The sequence below is a fragment of the Photobacterium sp. HL06 genome (assembly GCF_059552575.1).
In genome coordinates this window covers 3198234-3218485 of record NZ_CM183914.1, presented here as the reverse complement: position 1 = coordinate 3218485, position 20252 = coordinate 3198234, and the positions used below count along the sequence as shown (strand labels likewise).

Here is a 20252-nt window from a genome sequence, read left to right as displayed (position 1 = left end):
CATGAAAACAACCAATCCGGGTTTTATCCATGATATCTCCAACCTTGACCGATTAAGGGCTGGGATTAATGACGATGAAGGTCAGTCTCTGCGAGCGGCGGCGCAGCAGTTTGAAGCGATCTTTACCCAGATGTTATTCAAGTCAATGCGTCAGGCCAATGAAGCGTTCGAATCTGATTTGATGAGCAGCAGCAATAGCAAATTCTTCGAGCAGATGCATGACGAACAGATGGCCAGTGAACTGAGTTCAACAGGATCGCTAGGATTGGCTGATCTTATTGTCTCCCAGCTCGGTGGCGAAGAAGATCTCCGGGCGCCAGAGCAAGGTTTTAGTGAGGTTGCAAAAGAAACACCATTAAACTTACCCTTTGAGACCAAAGGGAAAAAGCCAGATCAGGCAATGGTAGAAAAAGCTGCCGATGATGCCCTGAAAGTCATGCAGCAGACGCAACCTGTGACGTTTAGTGCCCCTTTGCCGCCTCTAAAGCCTCAGACCAATGAACGTGCTTTTGAGTCGCCGCAGGATTTTGTTAGCCGGATGCGCCCTTATGCCGAAAAAGCTGCCCATGCCCTCGGCACCGAGCCGTCTGTTCTGATCGCCCAGGCCGCACTGGAAACCGGATGGGGAAAGAAAGTGATCAAGAATGCAGCTGGTAACAGTAATAACCTGTTTAATATCAAAGCTGATCCGCGCTGGTCTGGCAATAAAGTGGCGACTAATACACTTGAATTCCACAATGGGATCCCGGTACAAGAAAGAGCCGCTTTCCGATCCTATGACAACTACCAGGACAGCTTTAATGACTACGTCCGCTTCCTGAACGAGAACCCGCGTTATTCTGAAGCTCTGGAGCAACCAGCTGATCCGGTACGTTTTATCCGAAACTTACACAAGGCCGGTTATGCTACGGATCCCGAATATTCCAACAAGATAATCAGTGTGATGGATACGGTTAATCGGCTGATGGAGTAAACTCGCTACTGCCCTTCTTCGGCAACCCCTTGCCACAGCTCAAAAAAACACCACTACCTTCAATTTAGTCTCTTTTAAAATCAAGCAGTTAACGACAATAAAAAGCTGGAATGATTTTTGCAAGTAAACTCCTGAATGATTGTAACCCCCTCAATTTTCTGGAGGCCCCATGGGGTTTGACTTGCTAAATCTGGGCTCACAAGGTCTGATGACTGCACAGCGGCAGTTAAATACGACCAGCCATAATATTAACAATGTTAATACCGAAGGCTACAGCCGCCAGTCTGTTGTTCAGCAAGCCAATGATCCTACTTGGTGGGGGGGCAGCCAGTATGGCACTGGCGTACATGTGGCAGAAGTTCGCCGCGGCTTCGATCAGTTTGCCACCAATGAATTTAATTTAACGACAACCAACCTGAGCTATGCCACCGAACGGGAAGGCCAGCTTGGTCGCTTAGATAATATGCTGGCTAACAGCTCAAAAAAAATCCCAGAAGATATGAACCAGTGGTACGACGCAGTAAAAGCGTTGGCCGACAGCCCTAATGATATGGGTTCACGTAAAGTCGTGCTTGAAAAAGCAAAAATGGTCGCTGCCGGGCTCAATGACAACCATGGTATTTTGTCCCGCCAGAAATCTGAAACCAATGAAGTATTGTCCCGAACACTCAATCGAGTTAATGATATCGCCAAAGAGCTGGTAGATGTTCACAGGGCACTGGTAAAAACGCCAGCTTCCGGTCACGACAACGATTTACTGGATCGTCACCAGAACCTGATCAATGAGCTGTCAGAGTACACCAAGGTAACGGTTACCCGTAAAAATGATGAAAGCTTCAATGTCATGATTGGTAGTGGCCATACCTTGGTTTCTGGTACTGAGTCCAGTGAACTGCAAATGGTCAGCGGTAAGCCCGATCCGCAACAGACCCAGCTGGCTATCGTTGAAGGCAATTCGCTTAAGACTATTCGCAATGATGATATTGGCGGCAAGATGGCAGCCCTGTTCCAGTTTCGTGATGAAACCCTATCCCACGCCATGGATGAAATCGGCCGTATCGCAATTGGCTTCTCCCATTCGGTAAATGAGCTGCAGCAACAGGGGCTGGATCTTAATGGCCAGGTGGGCCAAGACATGTTTAGAGATCTCAATGACCCGGCTATTGCCGCTGCGAGAGCGAGCCAGCCGGCAGGCTCTACGGCAGACTTGAAAGTGTATATTGAAGATTTGAGCGCGGTGAAAATCGGCGAGTATGGCCTGACTTTTGATGGTAGCCAGCACTCATTGGCTTTACCTGATGGCTCAAAGCAGACCGTGATCCCAAGCGGCAACCCGCCATCGTTTGCAATGGATGGTTTTCGGGTTGAAATGGATGCCACGATGAAAGCGGGCGAGCGTATTGTGCTGCGCCCAACCCGCTCGGCAGCTGGCGAAATCAGTGTCAGCATGACCGATCCGGCAAAAATTGCCGCTCAGAGCTATTTAAGCTCCGCCAGCACGACGCAGGGTAAGGCTGAATTTAACGTAACCAAGTCTGGCAACTTATCAGAATTTCAGGTGGCAGTATCGCCAGATGCTAGCCAGTTTGCCGTTTTGGATATGAAGGGCAATATTTTGCAGTCGCCACTGCCTTATCCGCCAACAGGAGAGGTCGTCGTCGGTGGGACTGGATTTACCTTGGGGCAGGGCGCTGTCGGCGGCGATGTCTTTGCCGTTAACTTAAATTCAGCTGATGGCGACAACGGTAACCTTATCAAGATGCAGACCCTGCAGGCTGAGAAAATAATGGATGGCGGCCGCTCAACCGTAATTGATGTCTACCAGGGGCTAAATACCGAGATGGGTGTACAGAAAGCCTCGGCGGCTCGCCTGAAAGAGGTTGGGCTGGTTGAGAAAGATGCGGCGGAGAGCCGGGTCGCGGAAATTGGTGGTGTAAACCTCGATGAGGAGGCGGCAAATATGATTAAGTTCCAGCAAGCCTATATGGCCTCGTCACGTATTATGACTGTTGCCAATGAAACCTTCGATACACTACTTAATGCGTCACGATAGGGAGACTGACAACCATGATTAGCCGAATTGCCAGCTTCCACAACTACCGAAATGTTGCCAACGATATGAACCGCCAACAGGTGAGGGTGCAGGAAAACCAGCAGCAGCTGGCAACCGGCAAGCGCCTGTTGACTGCCGGCGATGATCCGGTCTCTTCGATTTATATCCAGAATTTTGATCAGCAAAATACCCAGATAGAACAGTCGATAAAGTCAATCACCCTAGCGCGAAACCGCTTGGATAACGAAGAAACGGCCATCACCGAGGTAGAGAATCTGCTTGATGAAGCAAAGCGTAAATCGATGATGATGGTCAATGGCTCCTTGTCCGGAGATGATCGACTCGCCCATAAGCAAGACATGCAGGGGCTGTACGATTCATTTATGAACCTGGTGAACACCAAGGATGAATCCGGCAACTTTATTTTTGCTGGTACCCAATACAGCAAGCAACCTTTTTTCCGGGATAACAACGGCCATGTCACGTATGTCGGCGATAGTTATCAGCGGATGGCCAAGGTGGCTCCCTCGGTTGACATACCGATGAATGATGCCGGTGACAAGCTGTTTATGGAGGTATCCAACCCATACGGTGATTACCAACCGGACTATCAGCTGCAAAGTGGATCTTTATTGCTGCTGTCGCAGGCGAATAATACCAATGATGCCGACCAGTCCGCTTACCGTATAGAGTTTTCTACGTCCTCCGCCGGGCCGGCTTACCAGCTATTTCAAAACGGTACCATGGTTAGCAGTGCCCCGTTTGATCCGGGAAAGGGGATCCAGTGGGGGACTTTGCAGGTCGACTTGGAAGGGGAAATCGAAAACGGCGATGTCATCGATTTGTCACGCCAGGACAAGGTCAATGTGTTTGATGCCTTCAGGCGCAGTATTGAACTGTCAGACAGTGATACCTCTGATGCATCGGCAACAGCAGAGTTGCACCAGGCCGTGGCTGAGCTGTCGGAAGGCTTCAAGCATATCAACCGGACACGTTCTGAAATTGGTACCCGGTTGCAAACGCTGGATCGTCAAGAGGACATGCATGAAGACTTTAAGATCGTTATGACCCAGGCTCGAGGAACGCTGGAAGATCTTGACTATGCCACTGCGGTAATTGACTTGAATGAAAATATGATGGCACTGCAAGCGTCCCAGCAGGCATTTGCCAAAACCAAAGACTTGAACCTCTTCAACTATATCTAGCGCATGCGCGCAGGTGGCCTTGAGGGGCTTTGAAGCCTTTGCTGCGGCAAAGGTTTTTTATTGATACGGCAAAAAAGGTAATACCCATAGGCATGGGGTTGCCGCTTAATAGGCAATAAGATGGCATATGAGTATAACTCATTGTAATTTAATACTTTTAATTTCTGGCATGATGATTGCTTATAATGAGTTGGTGGCAAAGTAGTTGCCAATACAATTAACACATATAGCTGGCCCCGCTTCACTGTCTTTAGTATTGACTGTTGCGGGTAGGCTGTTTCGCTGAAAAGAGCGAAAGTCAAAGGAGAGCAAAATGGGTGTATCAGTAAACACCAACGTGTCTGCCATGACTGCGCAGCGTTACCTGGGCAAAGCAACAAGTGATCTTAGCACCTCGATGGAACGTCTATCGACAGGTAACAAGATTAACAGTGCTAAAGACGATGCCGCGGGTCTGCAGATTTCTAACCGATTGGTGGCACAGACACGTGGTCTGGATGTCGCGATGCGTAACGCCAATGATGGTATTTCTATTGCACAAACCGCGGAAGGTGCGATGCAGGAATCCACCAGTATTCTGCAGCGTATGCGAGATCTGTCACTCCAGTCTTCAAATGGTTCCAACTCGGGTGATGATCGCATGGCGATTCAGGAAGAAGTATCTGCACTGCAGGATGAACTGAACCGTATCGCGGAAACGACTTCTTTCGGTGGTCGTAAACTGCTTAACGGTACCTTTGGTGAAGCCGCTTTCCAGATCGGTGCAGATTCCGGTGAGGCGATCATCATGGGCATGAGCAGTGTCCGTGCCGACTATGAGGAAATGGGTGGCAGCATGCTGGTTTCCACCAACAAAATCGCCCCGGGTGCCGAGCTTAATGCCAATGCAACGGTAAGCTTCCAGGTTACCGATAAGCTAGGTAATCAAACCGATGTTAGCGTTGATCTGCTTCAGGGTGATGACGTTGAAGAAATCGCGACCCGTATTAATGGTCAGAACTCTGCAGTTAATGCCTCGGTAAGCGAAGAGGGTGAACTGCAAATTTTTGCCGGTGAAGGTGATGTAGCCGTTACTGCAGGCGCGATGAGCATGAAAAACTCTGATGGTACCGTCGTTGCCGGTGATATTGCCGGTGCTGCACAGAAGGTGTCGGTTGGCGATATTGACGTTGAATCTGTTGGTGGAGCCCAACAAGCGGTGGGAATCATTGACGCGGCCTTGAAGTATATTGATAGCCAGCGTGCCGATTTGGGTGCGAAGCAAAACCGTCTCGGCCACACTATCAATAACCTGGCAAATGTATCTGAAAACGTATCGGCGTCAAACAGCCGGATCCGTGATACGGACTTTGCCAAGGAAACCACGGAAATGGCCAAGAACCAGATCCTGCAGCAGGCGAGTACGTCTATCCTTGCGCAGGCAAAACAGGTTCCTCAGGCGGCAATGAGCCTGCTGCAATAACGTTCCGCTATCCGGATCATATCGAAACGGCAAGGGGCAACCTCTTGCCGTTTTTGTTTGTCTGGGAAGGGGGTGAGATCCTGGTTCCTAGTTCCTAGGAAGAGCGGGTTCTTGGTCCTAGGAAATGCAGGCCTTAGGAAGAGCAATGGCTATATCTGGCTTTAAGGTTCGGAGAACCTGCCTGCAGGACCCAGGACCCAGGACCCAGGACCCAGGACCCAGGACCCAAAAAGCGATAGTTGTTTGACTCTCGCTTTTTAGTTTCTACAATCTGCTACGCTTCCCGCTTCCCGCTTTATCGAGTTGATTTTTATTAACTAGATCACGTTTTAGCTGTTTTAGTAAAAATTCTAAAAAAAAACTTAAAGGTTTTCTGGGGCATGCCGTTACAAGTCATGTACGAAGAATAACAAGGTTTTTCCGGCTGGGCTGGTCAAGCTATTTTGAATACTTAAGGAGAGACATTATGGCAGTTTCAGTAAATACTAACGTTTCTGCAATGACCGCTCAGCGCTACCTGGGTCAGGCGACCGAAGCTTCTGGTAAATCGATGGAGCGTCTTGCTACCGGTAGCAAAATCAACAGTGCAAAAGACGATGCGGCCGGTCTGCAGATCTCGAACCGTTTGATGACCCAGAGTCGTGGTCTGGATGTGGCGGTACGTAACGCCAACGACGGTATCTCAATGGCACAGACCGCTGAAGGTTCAATGCAGGAAACAACGAGTATCTTGCAGCGTATGCGTGACTTGTCACTACAGTCTTCTAACGGTTCTAACTCACAAGAAGACCGTAATTCAATCCAAGAAGAAGTTACTGCGCTAAATGATGAACTTAACCGTATCGCAGAAACTACCTCATTCGGTGGTACCAAACTGTTGAATGGTCAATTTGGCTCACGTTCTTTCCAGGTCGGTGCGGATTCTGGTGAAGCGGTGCAGATGAACTTCAATAACGTCCGTTCTGATGAAACGAATATGGGCGGCAGTATGATGGTTTCGGATAAAAAGGTGGGTGCAGACGCAACACTGAATGCCGATACTGCGATTGAGCTGAGCGTTACTGACTCATCAGGCAATGAGACTGCTGTGAATGTAGGCTTGGTGAAAGGCGATAATATTGAAGAAATCGCGACGCGTATTAACGGCCAGAACGACCAGATCAATGCCTCTGTTTCAGAAGATGGCGAGCTACAGCTATTCTCTGCCGAAGGTGAAGTCGGTGTGAAAACCGGTGGTATGGCGATGACTGATAGTAAAGGTGCTGCAGTTGATGCAACGATTGCCGGTACTGCGGCTAACAAGACAGTTTCTGAAATCGATGTAACATCTGTTGGCGGTGCACAACAAGCGGTTGCTGTACTTGATGGTGCGATGAAATATGTGGATTCAGAGCGTGCGCAGTTAGGTGCATCTCAGAACCGTCTGAACCACACAATCAACAACCTGAACAACGTTAACGAGAACGTGTCTGCATCTAACAGCCGTATCCGTGATACAGACTTCGCGAAAGAAACCACTAACATGACGAAGAACCAGATCCTATCTCAGGCTTCTACGTCTATCCTTGCTCAGGCTAAACAGGCACCACAAGCGGCACTAAGCCTGCTAGGTTAATACCCCGTAATAGCGGCAAGGGGGCAGCCTCTTGCCGTTTTCTGCTATCAGAAGGTGAAAGAATATGGATGTCAAACCTATTTCTACTTCTTCACTTCCTCTCCGTTCTTCTGAGAATGGCACCCATGCTTCTGTTGGCACAGATATTGCTAATAAATCTAATAGTAATTCCCAGGGGGCTTCATCTGCCGTAAACACCTCCAATCAGCATGTGATGCCCAGTAGCGACAGCGGAAAAACCGATGTGCGCCGGGTTGAGCAAAGCGGCAAGGTTGAGCAGCAGCATCAAATGCAGCGTGAGCAACTGGAGAAGGTGGTAGAGCGTATCGAAGAGTTTGTCGGTAGTACGATAAATAAAGGGCTGGCTTTTCGAATTGATGAAGAATCGGGTAAGAACATTGTCACCATTTACGATAAGCGTACCGGTGATATTGTCCGTCAAATCCCTGACCAAGATATGTTAGCACTATCCCGACAGTTGGCAGCCAATTCGGGAGGGCTGGTAACGACGAAAGTGTAAACTGACATCATTTGAGGTAGTCAATGAATATAGGTGCAGCGGGCACGGCTTCCGGTCTTGATATTAACAGCATGGTTAACAAGATTGTCGATGCTGAACGGGCCCCGAAAGAAGCGCGTATCAATGAGCGCCGTGACAATGTTGATGTCAGCATCAGTGCCTATGGCAAGCTGAAAAGCTCGCTCAATGACATGAAATTCATGATGGCAGACTTTCGCCGTAACCATACCTTATCTGCCCGTACTGTCTCTTCGGATAATAGTGAAGTCTTGACGGCCTCGGCCTCTCACGAGGCGATCCCCGGGAAATACAGCGTCAAGGTTGAGCAGCTTGCCCAATCCCATAAAATTGTATCTGGCACCTTTGACGAAGATGAAAAAATGGGGGCTGGCAAGCTGGCCGTCTCATTAGGTGCCAGCCAGTTTGATGTCGAGATCCCGGAAGACGAAAGCAAAATCATCGATGTTGTTCGCCAGATTAACCGTCACCCGTCCAACACCGGGGTGATGGCCTCGGTGATTAAAGATGATGTCGGTGCCCGCCTGGTATTGTCGGCTGACAAGAGCGGCGAGCAAAACACCATTAAGGTACGGGTTGATGCGCCGGTTGCCAGTACTTTGCAGAAGTTTGGCTTTAACCCCAATAATGACATTAACTCAATGAGTGAAATGCAGGCGTCCGGTGATGCGAAAGTGGTTATCGATGGCTTGGCGGTGGTCACCAGTGATACCAACACGATTGAAGATGCCATCAAGGGGGTCGATCTTAACCTTGTTGCCCTGACCGACCAGAGCGAAGGCAAGGAAAACAAGGATGTCGTGGTTGATGTGGCCTATGATAGAACGGCGGTTGGCGGCGCGATTGAGCAGTTCGTCAATTCGTATAACCAGTTTTTTGAGACATCAAGAGAGCTTGCCAAATTTGATCCGGAAACAGAGGAAAAAGGCCCGCTGGTCGGTGACAGCATTGTCCGTACTGTTGACAATCAGCTGCGTGGCGCGTTTTCCACCCCCATTGAAGGGGCTCCGGAAACGGTTAAAACCCTGAGTGAGCTCGGGGTAACGACCACCATGGCAGGGCGGCTTGAAATTGACTACGATATGCTCGATAGGCAACTTGAGCAGAATTTTGCCGATGTGGGAGAGTTTTTTAGCAGCCGTGATGGCTTTGCCCGTAAGGTCGAAGATTTGATCCATGCCCATACTGGGATCACGGGCAGCATCAAGGGGCGGCAGAACAGCCTGAGTGATCAGGTCACGCGGTTGAATTCGGAACAAAGTAATTTGGATCGCCGAATGGAGAGTGTCCAAAAGCGTACTCATGATCAGTTTACCGCGATGGACAATGCCATGGGGCAAATGAAAGGTCAGCTCAACTCCATGATGAGCATGATGCCCTAATAGTTTTTAATGTAAGAGAGCCACGTATGCAGCGTTTAAATCAACTCGACAGTCAACTGGAAGCTATGCTGGCCGTTGAAGGAGAAGTCGATTCTGAGCAGTTGCAACAGCTATTAAAGCAACGTGAACAGCTTTTACAGCAATTAATGGCCCAGCCTGAACACCTGGATAAAACTGAGTGGCAGGCCGCCGTCGAACGTACGTCGTGTTTACTTGCACGGATCCGTCATCATCGGGAAATGTCAGCAAGTCAGCTTAAGCGACTACAGCACGGGCAGCGCTCGATGCAAGTTTATAATAAATTTCGGTAAGGTTAGAAAAATGGCAATGAGAGGATCTCTACAGGCTTATAAACGAGTCTCAGTGGATAGTCAGTTAACATCGGCAACGCCGCACCGTGTGATTTCGATGCTGATGGCTGGTGCAATTGAACGCTTGATCCAGGGCAAAGCTGCCATGGAGCAAGGCTCTATTGCAATGAAAGGTGAACGCCTGGGTAAGGCGCTGGATATTGTGATCAGCTTGCGTAGTTGCCTGTCGATGGAAGATGGGGCTGAAATTGCATCAAACTTAGATGCGCTGTATGACTACATGATCCAGCAAATTTACAAAGCGAACCAGGAAAACCTTGGCGAGCCGATTGAGGATGTTATCGGCATGCTGCGTGAAATTAAATCGGCCTGGGATCAAATTCCAACTGAATACCATAATATGACTCAATTGGATGTTTAATTCCCTTTGTTGAGCATGCAACTCATTGGTTAGTAGCTTCTTATAAGCTAAGTCAAAAAATAGACATCAATGGTTTGATTTGCACTTTCCCTTGTACTGGGGTCACAGCTTTTGGGTGTCCCTAGTTGCCTTATCCTGTGCTTTTATTACAATGGTCGGCAATAATTTTGGTTGCTGTTCCTCAGTAATAGCAAACTGAACAATTTTTGACCGGATTTGATAGTTGTTCAGTTTGGTATAAAAGCCACAGAATAGAAAATCCTATAAAGGCAGGCAATATCTCTCCTATGCAAGGTTTAGCTAAGACCCTCGTTATTGATGACGATCAGCAGCACCGTCATGACCTTAGTGTCATCCTTAATTTTGTTGGTGAGCAGCATGAAGCTGTATCAACAGGCGAGGTAGAAAATTCGCTTTGGGAAAAGGATTGGGGTGCCTGTTTACTGGGTAAAATCAGTACTGGTAAATCACTGAATAAGATCCTTGACTACCTGCGAATCCATAACCATATTCCAGTTATTGCATTGTCAAACCATGCCAGTGAGCTGGCAGGCTTGCCGAATTACGTCGGCGAGCTTGAGTTGCCCTTGCATTATGGACAACTTTCGGATGCCCTGCGTCATTGCCAGGAGTTTCTGGGCAAGCGTGCCTTTCAGGTGCCGCAACTTGGGCGAAAAAACACCCTGTTTCGTAGCATGGTTGGCCGCAGTGAAACTATCAGCCAGGTCCGTCATTTAATTGAGCAGGTATCATCAACTGACGCCAGTGTCTTGATCCTTGGTGAATCAGGAACGGGTAAAGAAGTAGTTGCCCGCAATGTTCACTATCACTCTTCCCGTGGTAAAGGTCCGTTTGTACCGGTAAACTGCGGCGCTATTCCGCCTGACTTATTGGAAAGTGAACTGTTCGGCCACGAAAAAGGCGCGTTCACCGGTGCGATTTCAACCCGGAAAGGGCGTTTTGAGCTAGCAGAAGGCGGCACCTTGTTCCTTGATGAGATTGGTGACATGCCAATGTCCATGCAAGTGAAGTTGCTGCGTGTTCTGCAGGAGCGATGCTTTGAACGGGTTGGCGGCAACGGCACCATCAAGGTGAATGTGCGTATTATTGCAGCGACTCACCGTAACCTGGAAGATATGATCCAGGATAATACCTTCCGTGAAGATCTTTATTACCGCCTGAATGTGTTCCCTATCGAGATGCCGGCACTACGTGAACGTATCGGCGATATTCCATTATTGCTGCAGGAACTGCTGGCAAGAATGGAAGCGGAAGGCGCGAAGCTTATTCATTTCACGCCAAGGGCGATTACTTCATTAATGGAGCATGACTGGCCGGGGAACGTGCGTGAGCTGGCGAACCTGGTCGAGCGCTTGATCATTCTGTATCCGGGGGAAATGGTTGATGTAAATCATCTGCCGATGAAGTACCGCTACAATGATTTGCCTGAGTTCCAGCCGGAGGATCATTTCCTGTCAACCGAAGATCAGGAACGTGCTGCTTTGGCTGACATGTTTGCTTCCAGCTATGTTGAACAGGAAGATGCAGCGAGCCTCAATGACTTGCCGCCTGAAGGGGTTAACCTGAAAGAAATGCTGGCAGAGCTGGAAGTGGAAATGATCTGTCAGGCGCTTGAAGCTCAGACCGGCGTAGTGGCACGTGCCGCTGACATGCTGGGAATGCGCCGTACCACCTTGGTAGAAAAAATGCGTAAGTACGGACTGAACAAAGAAGATCTGCGCTAATCACGTCAAAAACGGCGGTGTCACATTCTTGACGCCGTCAATTATCTTTCCTTTGCACTAATCCATTGATAATATTCAATTTATTTTGGCATAAAAAATGCTTGTTTAAGGTTTTTATGCGTATTGATCAGGTATCTCATGGGCGACAGTGCATCTCCGCTTGGCACATTAACACAGCAGGTTGGCCGGTATCAGCAGGTACTGGATGTCATGCCGTCAGGGGTGATATTTCTCGATTCAATGGGGCTAGTTTATGAAGCGAACCCGGAAGCACACCGTTTGCTGGGTGAGCCGCTAGAAGGGGAGCGCTGGTTTTCAGTCATCCAGCGGGCCTTTGCACCACAGGAAGATGATGGCCATGAGGTATCGCTGCGAAGCGGACGTAAAGTTAAACTGGCGATTTCAGCATCTGATAGTGGCCAGCTGATCTTTATCACCGATATGACAGAAACCCGCCTGCTGCAGTCGCGCATTAGCGAGATGCAGCGGCTTTCTTCGCTAGGGAAAATGGTGGCGTCGCTCGCGCACCAGGTTCGTACTCCGCTATCGAGTGCAATGTTATATGCCTCCAATTTATCGGCACCGAACCTCAATAACCAAACCCGCCAGCGGTTTCAGACTAAATTAGTTGATCGCCTGCATGATTTAGAGAAGCAGGTTAATGATATGCTGCTGTTTGCCAAAGGTGGCGATAACAAGGTTGTTGACTCGTTCACCCTAGAGAGCCTGCTCAATGAGCTTGATAATATGGTCGAAGCCCAGGTGGTTACCAACCAGGTTGATTTTAGCATCGATTGCGATGATGAAAGCCTGAAGATTCTGGGTAATGCCAATGCCTTGGCCAGTGCGTTGGGTAACTTGATCACTAATGCCATTCAGATGTCTGGTAAGCAGTGCAAGGTGGCACTGAATTGCGTACAACACGATGATGTTATTCATCTATCAGTCATTGATAACGGCCCGGGCATTGCCCCAGAGATGCAGGCCAAAATACTAGAACCATTTTTTACCACCAGACAGCAGGGGACAGGGCTTGGTCTTGCCGTGGTACAAATGGTTGCTACCGCGCATAAAGGGCGCTTGTCTTTAGAATCTGAGCCAGGAAAAGGGGCATGCTTTACCGTGTCATTGCCCTCGGCCGGCAGTCCGGCGCTTTCGTCAGAATCCGCCCAAACCAAGAATAAACCAGCAATTGGAGAGTTGCGATGAATCAAAGCCGTGTATTAGTCGTAGAGGATGATGAAGGGCTACGTGAAGCTCTGGTTGATACATTAGCATTGGCTGGTTATCAGTGGCTTGAGGCAGAGAGCGCCGAGCAGGCCCTGTTACTATTGAAATCTGAGCCGGTAGATATTGTTGTTTCCGATGTACAAATGGCTGGCATGGATGGGTTGGGGTTGCTGCGCAGTATTAAACAGCACTGGCCGAAACTACCGGTGTTGCTGATGACCGCTTATGCCAATATTGAAGATGCGGTTTCGGCAATGAAAGAAGGGGCTATTGACTATATGGCCAAACCCTTTGCCCCGGAAGTGCTGCTCAATATGGTCAGCCGCTATGCGCCAGTTAATAATGAATCTAGCCGGGCGATTGCGGCAGATGAAAAATCCCGAAAGCTATTGGCGTTGGCAGAAAAAGTGGCGAAAACCGATGCCAGCGTAATGGTTCTTGGGCCAAGTGGTTCGGGGAAAGAAGTGATGTCTCGGTATATTCACGACCACTCCAACCGCTGCGACGGCCCGTTTATTGCGATTAACTGTGCGGCGATCCCTGATAATATGCTGGAAGCCACCTTATTCGGCTATGAAAAAGGGGCGTTTACCGGTGCGATACAGGCCTGCCCAGGTAAGTTTGAGCAGGCACAGGGCGGCACTATTTTACTGGATGAGATCAGTGAAATGGATTTGAACCTCCAGGCTAAACTGTTGCGGGTATTGCAGGAACGCGAAGTTGAACGCCTGGGTAGCCGTAAGAGTATCAAGCTTAATGTTCGGGTACTGGCTACCAGCAATCGGGATCTGAAGCAGTATGTCGGCCAGGGGCATTTTCGAGAAGATTTGTATTACCGCCTGAATGTTTTTCCGTTAGTATGGCCGGCTCTGACAGAGCGAAAAGGGGACATTGCGCCTCTGGCGACCTATTTGACTGAGCGCCACTGTATGAAGCAAGGGCTACCAGTGCCAATAATCAGTCAGTCAGCGCTATTGAAATTGCAGCAATATACCTGGCCGGGTAATGTGCGTGAGTTGGATAATGTGATTCAACGTGCGTTGATATTGGGTGACGGCAACAGTATCGAAAGTGATCATATTTTGCTGGAAGGGCTCGATTGGCTTGATATGCAAAGCTTGCAAAGCGCGGTAGAGTTAACCATTCCGGTGCCGACCGTTGAGCCTCTCCAGGTTCCACAGTCACCTGAGGGGCTGGGCAATGAGCTGCGCGAGCAGGAGTTCTCCATTATTTTAGACACAATCCGTGCCTGCGAGGGGCGTCGTAAAGATGTCGCTGAGAAGCTAGGGATCAGCCCGCGGACATTACGTTATAAACTCGCTAAAATGCGCGATGCCGGAATTGAGATCCCAGTTTAGAGCAAAATGTTTAATTAACTGGTCTTTTGAGTCATGCTGGCGTTAAGCTTGCTATTTATTGTGAGAGAAAGCAGTAAAAAAGCAGCAGAAAAATATCTCAAATGAATAAAAACCGTCACTTAGTTATAATGACGACAATTTTTTGACTGTGCGGGGAAGAATATGAAAGTCAACGGACTACAAGCAGAAATGCAGGCATTGAGGCTGGAAGCTCAAAATACGACACGCCCGGCGACAGGCCAACAGGTTAGTGCAGATTTCGGGGCAGTACTCAATGATGCTGTCAAAACCGTAAACAACCTTCAGTCAGAGTCCAGTGAGCTGGCCACGCGTTTTGATCAGGGCGATCGCAGTGTATCGCTATCCGATGTGATGATTGCCCGTAATAAATCCAGTGTTGCATTTGAGGCAACTGTCCAGGTTCGTAATAAGCTGGTGGACGCGTATAAACAATTAATGAACATGCCAGTTTAATTCAGGAAATAGTTAGTGTCGGAACCATCTTCAAACAACGAATTAGCCGTTGCAGGTAATGCCCCGGCCCCGGTTGTCACAGATAGTGAGCTGGAGCTGCAAAATCCTGATACAGAAGAGAAAAGTGCAACGCGTGTCGATAGCATGCTGGGTAACCTTGATCTGCTGCGCCAGGTGATTTTGGTGCTTTCTGTTGCGATCTGCGTGGCGTTAATCGTGCTTGTGGTCGCCTGGATCAAAGAGCCGGAAATGCGCCCGCTTGGCACCTTTCAAACTGAAGAACTGATCCCGCTCCTGGATCATTTCGACCAGAAGAAAATCGAATACAGCCTAGAAGGCAATACGATTCGTGTTCCTGCAGACAAATACTCATCCATTAAGCTTGAGATGACCCGTGCGGGTTTGAACAACAAAGTTGATGAGGGTGACGAGATCCTGCTGCAAGATATGGGCTTTGGGGTTTCTCAACGACTTGAGCGTGAACGGTTGAAACTGAGCCGGGAGCGCCAGTTAGCCCGTGCTATTGAGCAAATTCGCCAGGTTCGTAAAGCGCAGGTTCTGCTGGCTATGCCAAAGCAGAGTGTGTTTGTCCGTCATAACCAGGAAGCATCAGCGACCGTATTTCTGACTTTGGGTACCAATGGCTCCTTGGGGCAGCAGGAAGTTGACTCTATTGTTGATATGGTTGCCACGGCAGTGCCGAGCCTAAGGCCGACTCGGGTTACGGTGACCGATCAGCATGGCCGTTTGTTGAGTTCAGGGACGGAAGATCCAAGTGCGACGGCACAGCGCAAAGAATATGAGTTGGAACGTAAACAAGAGCAGGCGCTGCGCGAGAAAATTGACGCTATCTTGATCCCGGTTCTGGGGCTTGGCAACTATACCTCCCAGGTTGATGTCTCGATGGATTTCAGTGCGATCGAGGAGACCCGCAAGCAATACGATCCTGCCACGCCGTCTACCCGCAGTGAGTACACGCTTGAAGATTACAATAACGGTAATGTGGTTGCCGGTATTCCGGGGGCGTTGAGTAATCAGCCTCCGGCAGATGCCTCGATCCCGCAAGATATTGCCGATATGCAATCGGGAAAAGGGTCTAATAATGGCTCGGTTCATCGGGAATCGACCCGTAATTTCGAGCTTGATACCACCATCAGACATAAGCGTGCGCAAACCGGTATTGTCAGCCGCCAGACGGTCTCGGTAGCGATTGACTATAAGCAGGTGACGAACCCGGAAACCGGTGAGATCACCCGGGTGCCAGTCAGCGAAGCCGAACTGGTCAAAATTAGCCGTCTGCTAAAAGGCGGGGTGGGCTTTTCTGAGCGCCGCGGTGATATGCTGGAAGTGATTTCTGTGCCGTTTGCATTGCCGGAAGAGCAGCTAGTGCCTGATTTGCCAATTTGGGAGCATCCAAATTTCAATACCTGGATACGTTGGTTGGCAGCCGCATTGGTTATTATTGTCGTGGTGGTAGTGTTAGTCCGACCTGCGATGCGAAAATTGCTGTACCCGCACCAGGCCGCGGATGGTACGCCGTTGGATCAAAATGGCCTGCCGATACTTGCTAGCAGCAGTGAAGAGGGCATCGACTTGATTGGTGCCGATCTAGATGGTGCTGAAAGCCTTGAATTCAGCAGCAGTAGTTTAGATTTACCAAACCTGCATAAAGATGAAGATTTACTTAAAGCCGTAAGGGCATTGGTCGCCAATGAACCTGATCTGGCAGCGCAAGTAGTGAAAAGTTGGGTAAGTGAAGATGGCTAATGAAGTCGCAACTACAGAAGATAAAAAGTTTGATGTCACGACTTTAACCGGGGCTGACAAGGCCGCGATCCTATTGCTCAGCCTCAGTGAGCAGGATGCGGCGAGTATTATTCGCCATCTGGAGCCGAAACAGGTCCAGCGCGTCGGTGGAGTAATGGCCTCGATGGCGGAATTGAGCCAGGATAAGGTCTCTGCGGTTCATCGCCATTTTCTGGAAGATATCCAGAAATACACCAGTATTGGTATGGGCAGTGAAGACTTTGTCCGTAATACCCTGGTAGCAGCCCTTGGCGAAGACAAAGCCAATAACCTGGTTGACCAAATTCTGATGGGCAGTGGCTCCCGTGGCCTGGACTCGTTGAAATGGATGGATCCACGCCAGGTGGCCAGCATTATTCTCAACGAGCACCCGCAGATCCAGACCATCGTACTTTCTTACCTAGAGCCGGAGCAATCTGCTGAAATCCTGGCGCAGTTCCCAGAACGTGTGCGCCTTGATTTGATGATGCGTATCGCCAACCTGGAAGAAGTCCAGCCAGCCGCACTGCATGAGCTAAACGACATCATGGAGAAACAGTTTGCAGGCCAGGCCGGTGCACAGGCAGCGAAAATTGGTGGCCTGAAAGCCGCCGCAGAGATTATGAACTACCTCGACAACAATGTTGAAGGCCTGCTGATGGATCAGATCCGAGAGACTGATGAAGACATGGCGACCCAGATTGATGACTTGATGTTCGTGTTCGACAACCTGGCAGAGGTGGACGACCGCGGTATCCAGACCTTGTTGCGTGATGTGCCTCAGGATCTGCTGCAGCAGGCGCTCAAGGGGGCTGATGACCTATTGCGTGATAAAATTCTGCGTAATATGTCGAAGCGTGCCGCCGAGATGCTACAAGATGACTTGGAAGCGATGGGACCAATTCGTGTTGCTGATGTAGAAGCGGCTCAGAAAGAGATCCTGTCGATTGCCCGCCGTCTGTCTGATGCCGGAGAGCTGATGCTAACGGGAGGCGGTGCAGATGAATTCTTGTAACCTTTGTCTTATCAGCCGTGATCCTACAATAAGGGTCTGCTATGAGCACTGAACGTCGCCGGGGCTTCCTGCGTGTTTCTGAACATCAGGCACAGGAGCTAGAGCGTTGGGCCTATCCTGATTATGCCGATGAACAGGAAGCACCGTTAGATAATGCGATTAACTATGATCCGCAATGGCAACCTGAGCTTCCAGAAGAAGAGGAAGAGCAAGGGCCACCGCCGTTAACCGCGGCGGATCTTGAAGATATCCGCCACTCTGCTTACGAAGAGGGCTTGGCTGAAGGCCGGGCCGCTGGGCACGCCGAAGGCCATGAAGCCGGTAGGGCCGAAGGGCTGGAAGCAGGCATGCAAGAAGGTTTGCAGCAGGGCTTGCAGCAAGGGCTGGAACAAGGCCAGGCACAGATCAGTGAGCACGTCGGGCACCTGACCCAACTCATTGAAAAGTTGGCAGCGCCGTTGCAACAAATTGATAGTGAAGTTGAAAATCAGGTCGTCAACCTGGTAGCCAGCCTTACCCGCGAGCTGATCCGGGTTGAGGTTCAGACCAATCCGCAGGTTATCTTAAATACAATCCGTGAAGTGATTGGCGCGCTGCCCATTGCTGGCCGCCAGACCTTGCTGAGCTTACATCCCGATGATCTGGCCTTGGTCAAAGAGGCCTACGGTGAAGACAACCTGGCTGAGCGCCATTGGAGCCTTCAGGCCGAGCCGTCACTCAGCCGTGGCGATCTGCTGGTACAGTCTGGCGACTCCAGTGTTGATTATTATATCGAGGATCGCATCCGCCATTTACTGCAACAATTTAACGGGGCCAATAGCCAGCAGAACAACGGAGGCCAGTAATGTCTGCACCGTTGGCTGAGCGCCTCTCCCGCTACCAAACTCAAAAAACAGCATGTCGTCCGGTGGCATCGGGCAGGCTTGTCCGTGTCGTTGGCTTGACCCTTGAAGCGGTTGGCTGTCGGGCACCGGTAGGTAGTTTGTGCCGGGTTGAAACCCTCAATGGCGACATGGAAGCTGAAGTGGTTGGCTTTTCCGGCGATACCCTTTTCCTGATGCCCAGTGAACAGCTCACCGGTATTATGCCCGGGGCTAAAGTCACCCCTGTGCTGCAAAACAGCGGCCTGCCAGTAGGCCCGGAATTGCTGGGCCGGGTCATTGATGGGGTGGGCAACCCACTTGATGGTCTTGGCGAGATTTATACTGCTAACCGTGCTTCCTTCAATGCCGAGCCGATTAATCCCCTGGCGCGTAAGCCAATCAAAGAGCCATTGGATGTCGGCCTGAAAGCCATTAACGGGCTACTGACAGTGGGCAAAGGCCAGCGTATTGGTTTGTTTGCTGGTTCTGGTGTTGGTAAGTCGGTGACACTGGGTATGATGACCCGCGGTACCACCGCCCAGGTTGTCGTCGTCGGTTTGATTGGCGAACGAGGCAGGGAAGTTAAAGAGTTTATTGATGAGATCCTCGGTGCGGAAGGGCGCCAGCGCGCTGTTGTTATCGCGGCACCGGCCGATGCTTCGCCACTGATGCGCCTGAAAGGTTGCCAGACGGCCCTCACAATTGCCGAATATTTTCGTGATCAGGGGCTAGATGTTCTACTGTTGATGGATTCACTCACCCGTTTTGCCCAGGCCCAACGTGAAATTGCCCTATCTGTCGGTGAGCCCCCGGCAACCAAAGGCTACCCGCCATCGGTATTTGCCAAGCTGCCGGCGCTGGTTGAACGTGCTGGTAACGGTGGCGAACACCAGGGGTCGATCACTGCTTTTTTCACTGTACTGACGGAAGGGGACGATCTGCAAGACCCAATTGCGGATGCCTCGCGGGCAATCCTTGATGGCCATATCGTGCTGTCGCGAGAAATGGCTGATGCAGGCCATTATCCGGCCATTGATGTTGAACGCTCTGTGAGCCGGGTAATGCCAGCGATTGTCAGTGAAGAGCATATGCTGATGTCCAAGGCTGTCCGTCAAATTCTATCGATTTGCCGTAAAAACCAAGATTTGGTTTCGATTGGAGCCTATAAGCCGGGGACCGATCCGAGTATTGACCAGGCCTTTACCTTTAAACCCAAACTAGATATTTACTTGCAGCAGACCATGAAAGAGTCTGTGCCGTATGAGATGTGTGTGAACATGCTGCGCTCCACACTTGGCGGGTAATTGATTAGGCAAGATCAGGATAAACTGGAGCAACGATGGCAGACAATGCACTAGAGCTGATTCTGGAAAGAACCAAAGATGATGAGCACAAGGCCTCGCTTGCGCTCAATAATGCCCGTATTGAACAGGAAAACTATTACGAGCAGCTCAAGCAGATTGAACAGTACCGACTGGATTACTGTAAGCAGCTTTCTGCCCGCGGCCAGCAAGGATTAAGCGCCAGCTCGTATGGCCATTTGCAGAAGTTTCTTAGCCAGCTGGATGAAACGCTGGTGAAGCAGAAAGAAGCCGGCGTACAGTTTGAACAACAAGTTGAACAGTGCAGCGAGTACTGGAATGAAATGCGTAAAAAGCGCCGGTCTATTGAGTGGTTATTGGAGAAAAAGCAGACTGAGCGGCAACAGCTTCGTGACAAGCAAGAGCAAAAAATGATGGATGAGTTCGCCACTTTGCAGTTTGCTCGCCAGGTACGTCGCTAGGCATACAGATACTTCTTGTTGATATATCTATCATTGGTG

18 protein-coding genes are annotated in these 20252 nt (G+C 49.9%); all 18 read left to right on the top strand.

Translation table 11 applies throughout. The features are described from left to right. Window position 1: 1 nt before the first annotated feature. The 18 genes from flgJ to fliJ all read left to right on the top strand — a co-directional run bounded on the left by flgJ (window position 2) and on the right by fliJ (window position 20213). Window positions 2–973, top strand: coding sequence for a flagellar assembly peptidoglycan hydrolase FlgJ (gene flgJ, locus AC51G0_RS14505; RefSeq protein WP_496299372.1), 972 nt, complete (start codon window positions 2–4; stop codon window positions 971–973). Between the two features lie 169 nt (window positions 974–1142). Then, the gene (gene flgK / locus AC51G0_RS14500; protein WP_496299370.1) at window positions 1143–3026 is read left to right on the top strand and encodes a flagellar hook-associated protein FlgK; all 1884 of its coding nucleotides are present in this window, start codon (window positions 1143–1145) and stop codon (window positions 3024–3026) included. A 14-nt stretch (window positions 3027–3040) separates the two neighbouring features. Further along, window positions 3041–4231: a flagellar hook-associated protein FlgL gene (gene flgL, locus AC51G0_RS14495; protein ID WP_496299369.1), complete on the top strand. Its 1191-nt coding sequence runs from the start codon at window positions 3041–3043 to the stop codon at window positions 4229–4231. A 313-nt stretch (window positions 4232–4544) separates the two neighbouring features. Next, a complete protein-coding gene (locus AC51G0_RS14490) occupies window positions 4545–5693 on the top strand; it encodes a flagellin (protein ID WP_496299368.1) in 1149 nt (382 codons plus the stop codon). A 466-nt stretch (window positions 5694–6159) separates the two neighbouring features. Further along, window positions 6160–7308, top strand: coding sequence for a flagellin (locus AC51G0_RS14485; RefSeq protein WP_496299367.1), 1149 nt, complete (start codon window positions 6160–6162; stop codon window positions 7306–7308). Between the two features lie 64 nt (window positions 7309–7372). After that, complete coding sequence (locus AC51G0_RS14480; RefSeq protein WP_496299365.1) at window positions 7373–7828, top strand: flagellar protein FlaG; 456 nt, start codon at window positions 7373–7375, stop codon at window positions 7826–7828. A gap of 23 nt (window positions 7829–7851) precedes the next feature. Next, window positions 7852–9228, top strand: a complete 1377-nt coding sequence (gene fliD, locus AC51G0_RS14475; RefSeq protein WP_496299364.1) for a flagellar filament capping protein FliD — start codon at window positions 7852–7854, stop codon at window positions 9226–9228. A gap of 26 nt (window positions 9229–9254) precedes the next feature. Further along, on the top strand, window positions 9255–9539 hold the full coding sequence (locus tag AC51G0_RS14470) for a flagellar rod protein FlaI (RefSeq protein WP_496299363.1): 285 nt from the start codon (window positions 9255–9257) through the stop codon (window positions 9537–9539). Between the two features lie 16 nt (window positions 9540–9555). Then, window positions 9556–9960, top strand: a complete 405-nt coding sequence (fliS, locus tag AC51G0_RS14465; RefSeq protein WP_496301961.1) for a flagellar export chaperone FliS — start codon at window positions 9556–9558, stop codon at window positions 9958–9960. Between the two features lie 287 nt (window positions 9961–10247). Then, a complete protein-coding gene (locus tag AC51G0_RS14460; RefSeq protein ID WP_496299362.1) occupies window positions 10248–11705 on the top strand; it encodes a sigma-54 dependent transcriptional regulator in 1458 nt (485 codons plus the stop codon). Window positions 11706–11843: 138 nt separating this feature from the next. Beyond that, entirely contained in the window at window positions 11844–12914 is a 1071-nt protein-coding gene (locus AC51G0_RS14455; protein WP_496299361.1) for a sensor histidine kinase, read from the top strand. Next, the gene (locus tag AC51G0_RS14450; RefSeq protein WP_496299360.1) at window positions 12911–14293 is read left to right on the top strand and encodes a sigma-54-dependent transcriptional regulator; all 1383 of its coding nucleotides are present in this window, start codon (window positions 12911–12913) and stop codon (window positions 14291–14293) included. The genes AC51G0_RS14455 and AC51G0_RS14450 overlap by 4 nt, the downstream gene beginning before the upstream one ends. 162 nt (window positions 14294–14455) lie before the next feature. Continuing rightward, window positions 14456–14767: a flagellar hook-basal body complex protein FliE gene (gene fliE, locus AC51G0_RS14445; RefSeq protein WP_496299359.1), complete on the top strand. Its 312-nt coding sequence runs from the start codon at window positions 14456–14458 to the stop codon at window positions 14765–14767. A gap of 15 nt (window positions 14768–14782) precedes the next feature. Next, window positions 14783–16534 (top strand): flagellar basal-body MS-ring/collar protein FliF, encoded by a 1752-nt coding sequence (gene fliF / locus AC51G0_RS14440; RefSeq protein WP_496299357.1) that lies wholly within the window; start codon window positions 14783–14785, stop codon window positions 16532–16534. Next, the gene (gene fliG, locus AC51G0_RS14435; protein ID WP_496299355.1) at window positions 16527–17567 is read left to right on the top strand and encodes a flagellar motor switch protein FliG; all 1041 of its coding nucleotides are present in this window, start codon (window positions 16527–16529) and stop codon (window positions 17565–17567) included. Before fliF ends, fliG begins: the two co-directional genes overlap by 8 nt. Window positions 17568–17608: 41 nt before the next feature. Next, a complete protein-coding gene (gene fliH, locus AC51G0_RS14430) occupies window positions 17609–18412 on the top strand; it encodes a flagellar assembly protein FliH (RefSeq protein WP_496299353.1) in 804 nt (267 codons plus the stop codon). After that, entirely contained in the window at window positions 18412–19734 is a 1323-nt protein-coding gene (gene fliI, locus AC51G0_RS14425) for a flagellar protein export ATPase FliI (RefSeq protein WP_496299352.1), read from the top strand. Before fliH ends, fliI begins: the two co-directional genes overlap by 1 nt. 35 nt (window positions 19735–19769) lie before the next feature. Continuing rightward, entirely contained in the window at window positions 19770–20213 is a 444-nt protein-coding gene (gene fliJ, locus AC51G0_RS14420) for a flagellar export protein FliJ (RefSeq protein WP_496299350.1), read from the top strand. Window positions 20214–20252: the final 39 nt, after the last annotated feature.

Excerpts from the sequence above, each read along its gene's own strand:
- flgJ (WP_496299372.1), top strand. The coding sequence starts at position 2 with ATGAAAACAACCAATCCGGGTTTTATCCATGATATCTCCAACCTTGAC.
- flgK (WP_496299370.1), top strand. The coding sequence starts at position 1,143 with ATGGGGTTTGACTTGCTAAATCTGGGCTCACAAGGTCTGATGACTGCA.
- flgL (WP_496299369.1), top strand. The coding sequence starts at position 3,041 with ATGATTAGCCGAATTGCCAGCTTCCACAACTACCGAAATGTTGCCAAC.
- AC51G0_RS14490 (WP_496299368.1), top strand. The coding sequence starts at position 4,545 with ATGGGTGTATCAGTAAACACCAACGTGTCTGCCATGACTGCGCAGCGT.
- AC51G0_RS14485 (WP_496299367.1), top strand. The coding sequence starts at position 6,160 with ATGGCAGTTTCAGTAAATACTAACGTTTCTGCAATGACCGCTCAGCGC.
- AC51G0_RS14480 (WP_496299365.1), top strand. The coding sequence starts at position 7,373 with ATGGATGTCAAACCTATTTCTACTTCTTCACTTCCTCTCCGTTCTTCT.
- fliD (WP_496299364.1), top strand. The coding sequence starts at position 7,852 with ATGAATATAGGTGCAGCGGGCACGGCTTCCGGTCTTGATATTAACAGC.
- AC51G0_RS14470 (WP_496299363.1), top strand. The coding sequence starts at position 9,255 with ATGCAGCGTTTAAATCAACTCGACAGTCAACTGGAAGCTATGCTGGCC.
- fliS (WP_496301961.1), top strand. The coding sequence starts at position 9,556 with ATGAGAGGATCTCTACAGGCTTATAAACGAGTCTCAGTGGATAGTCAG.
- AC51G0_RS14460 (WP_496299362.1), top strand. The coding sequence starts at position 10,248 with ATGCAAGGTTTAGCTAAGACCCTCGTTATTGATGACGATCAGCAGCAC.
- AC51G0_RS14455 (WP_496299361.1), top strand. The coding sequence starts at position 11,844 with ATGGGCGACAGTGCATCTCCGCTTGGCACATTAACACAGCAGGTTGGC.
- AC51G0_RS14450 (WP_496299360.1), top strand. The coding sequence starts at position 12,911 with ATGAATCAAAGCCGTGTATTAGTCGTAGAGGATGATGAAGGGCTACGT.
- fliE (WP_496299359.1), top strand. The coding sequence starts at position 14,456 with ATGAAAGTCAACGGACTACAAGCAGAAATGCAGGCATTGAGGCTGGAA.
- fliG (WP_496299355.1), top strand. The coding sequence starts at position 16,527 with ATGGCTAATGAAGTCGCAACTACAGAAGATAAAAAGTTTGATGTCACG.
- fliH (WP_496299353.1), top strand. The coding sequence starts at position 17,609 with ATGAGCACTGAACGTCGCCGGGGCTTCCTGCGTGTTTCTGAACATCAG.
- fliI (WP_496299352.1), top strand. The coding sequence starts at position 18,412 with ATGTCTGCACCGTTGGCTGAGCGCCTCTCCCGCTACCAAACTCAAAAA.
- fliJ (WP_496299350.1), top strand. The coding sequence starts at position 19,770 with ATGGCAGACAATGCACTAGAGCTGATTCTGGAAAGAACCAAAGATGAT.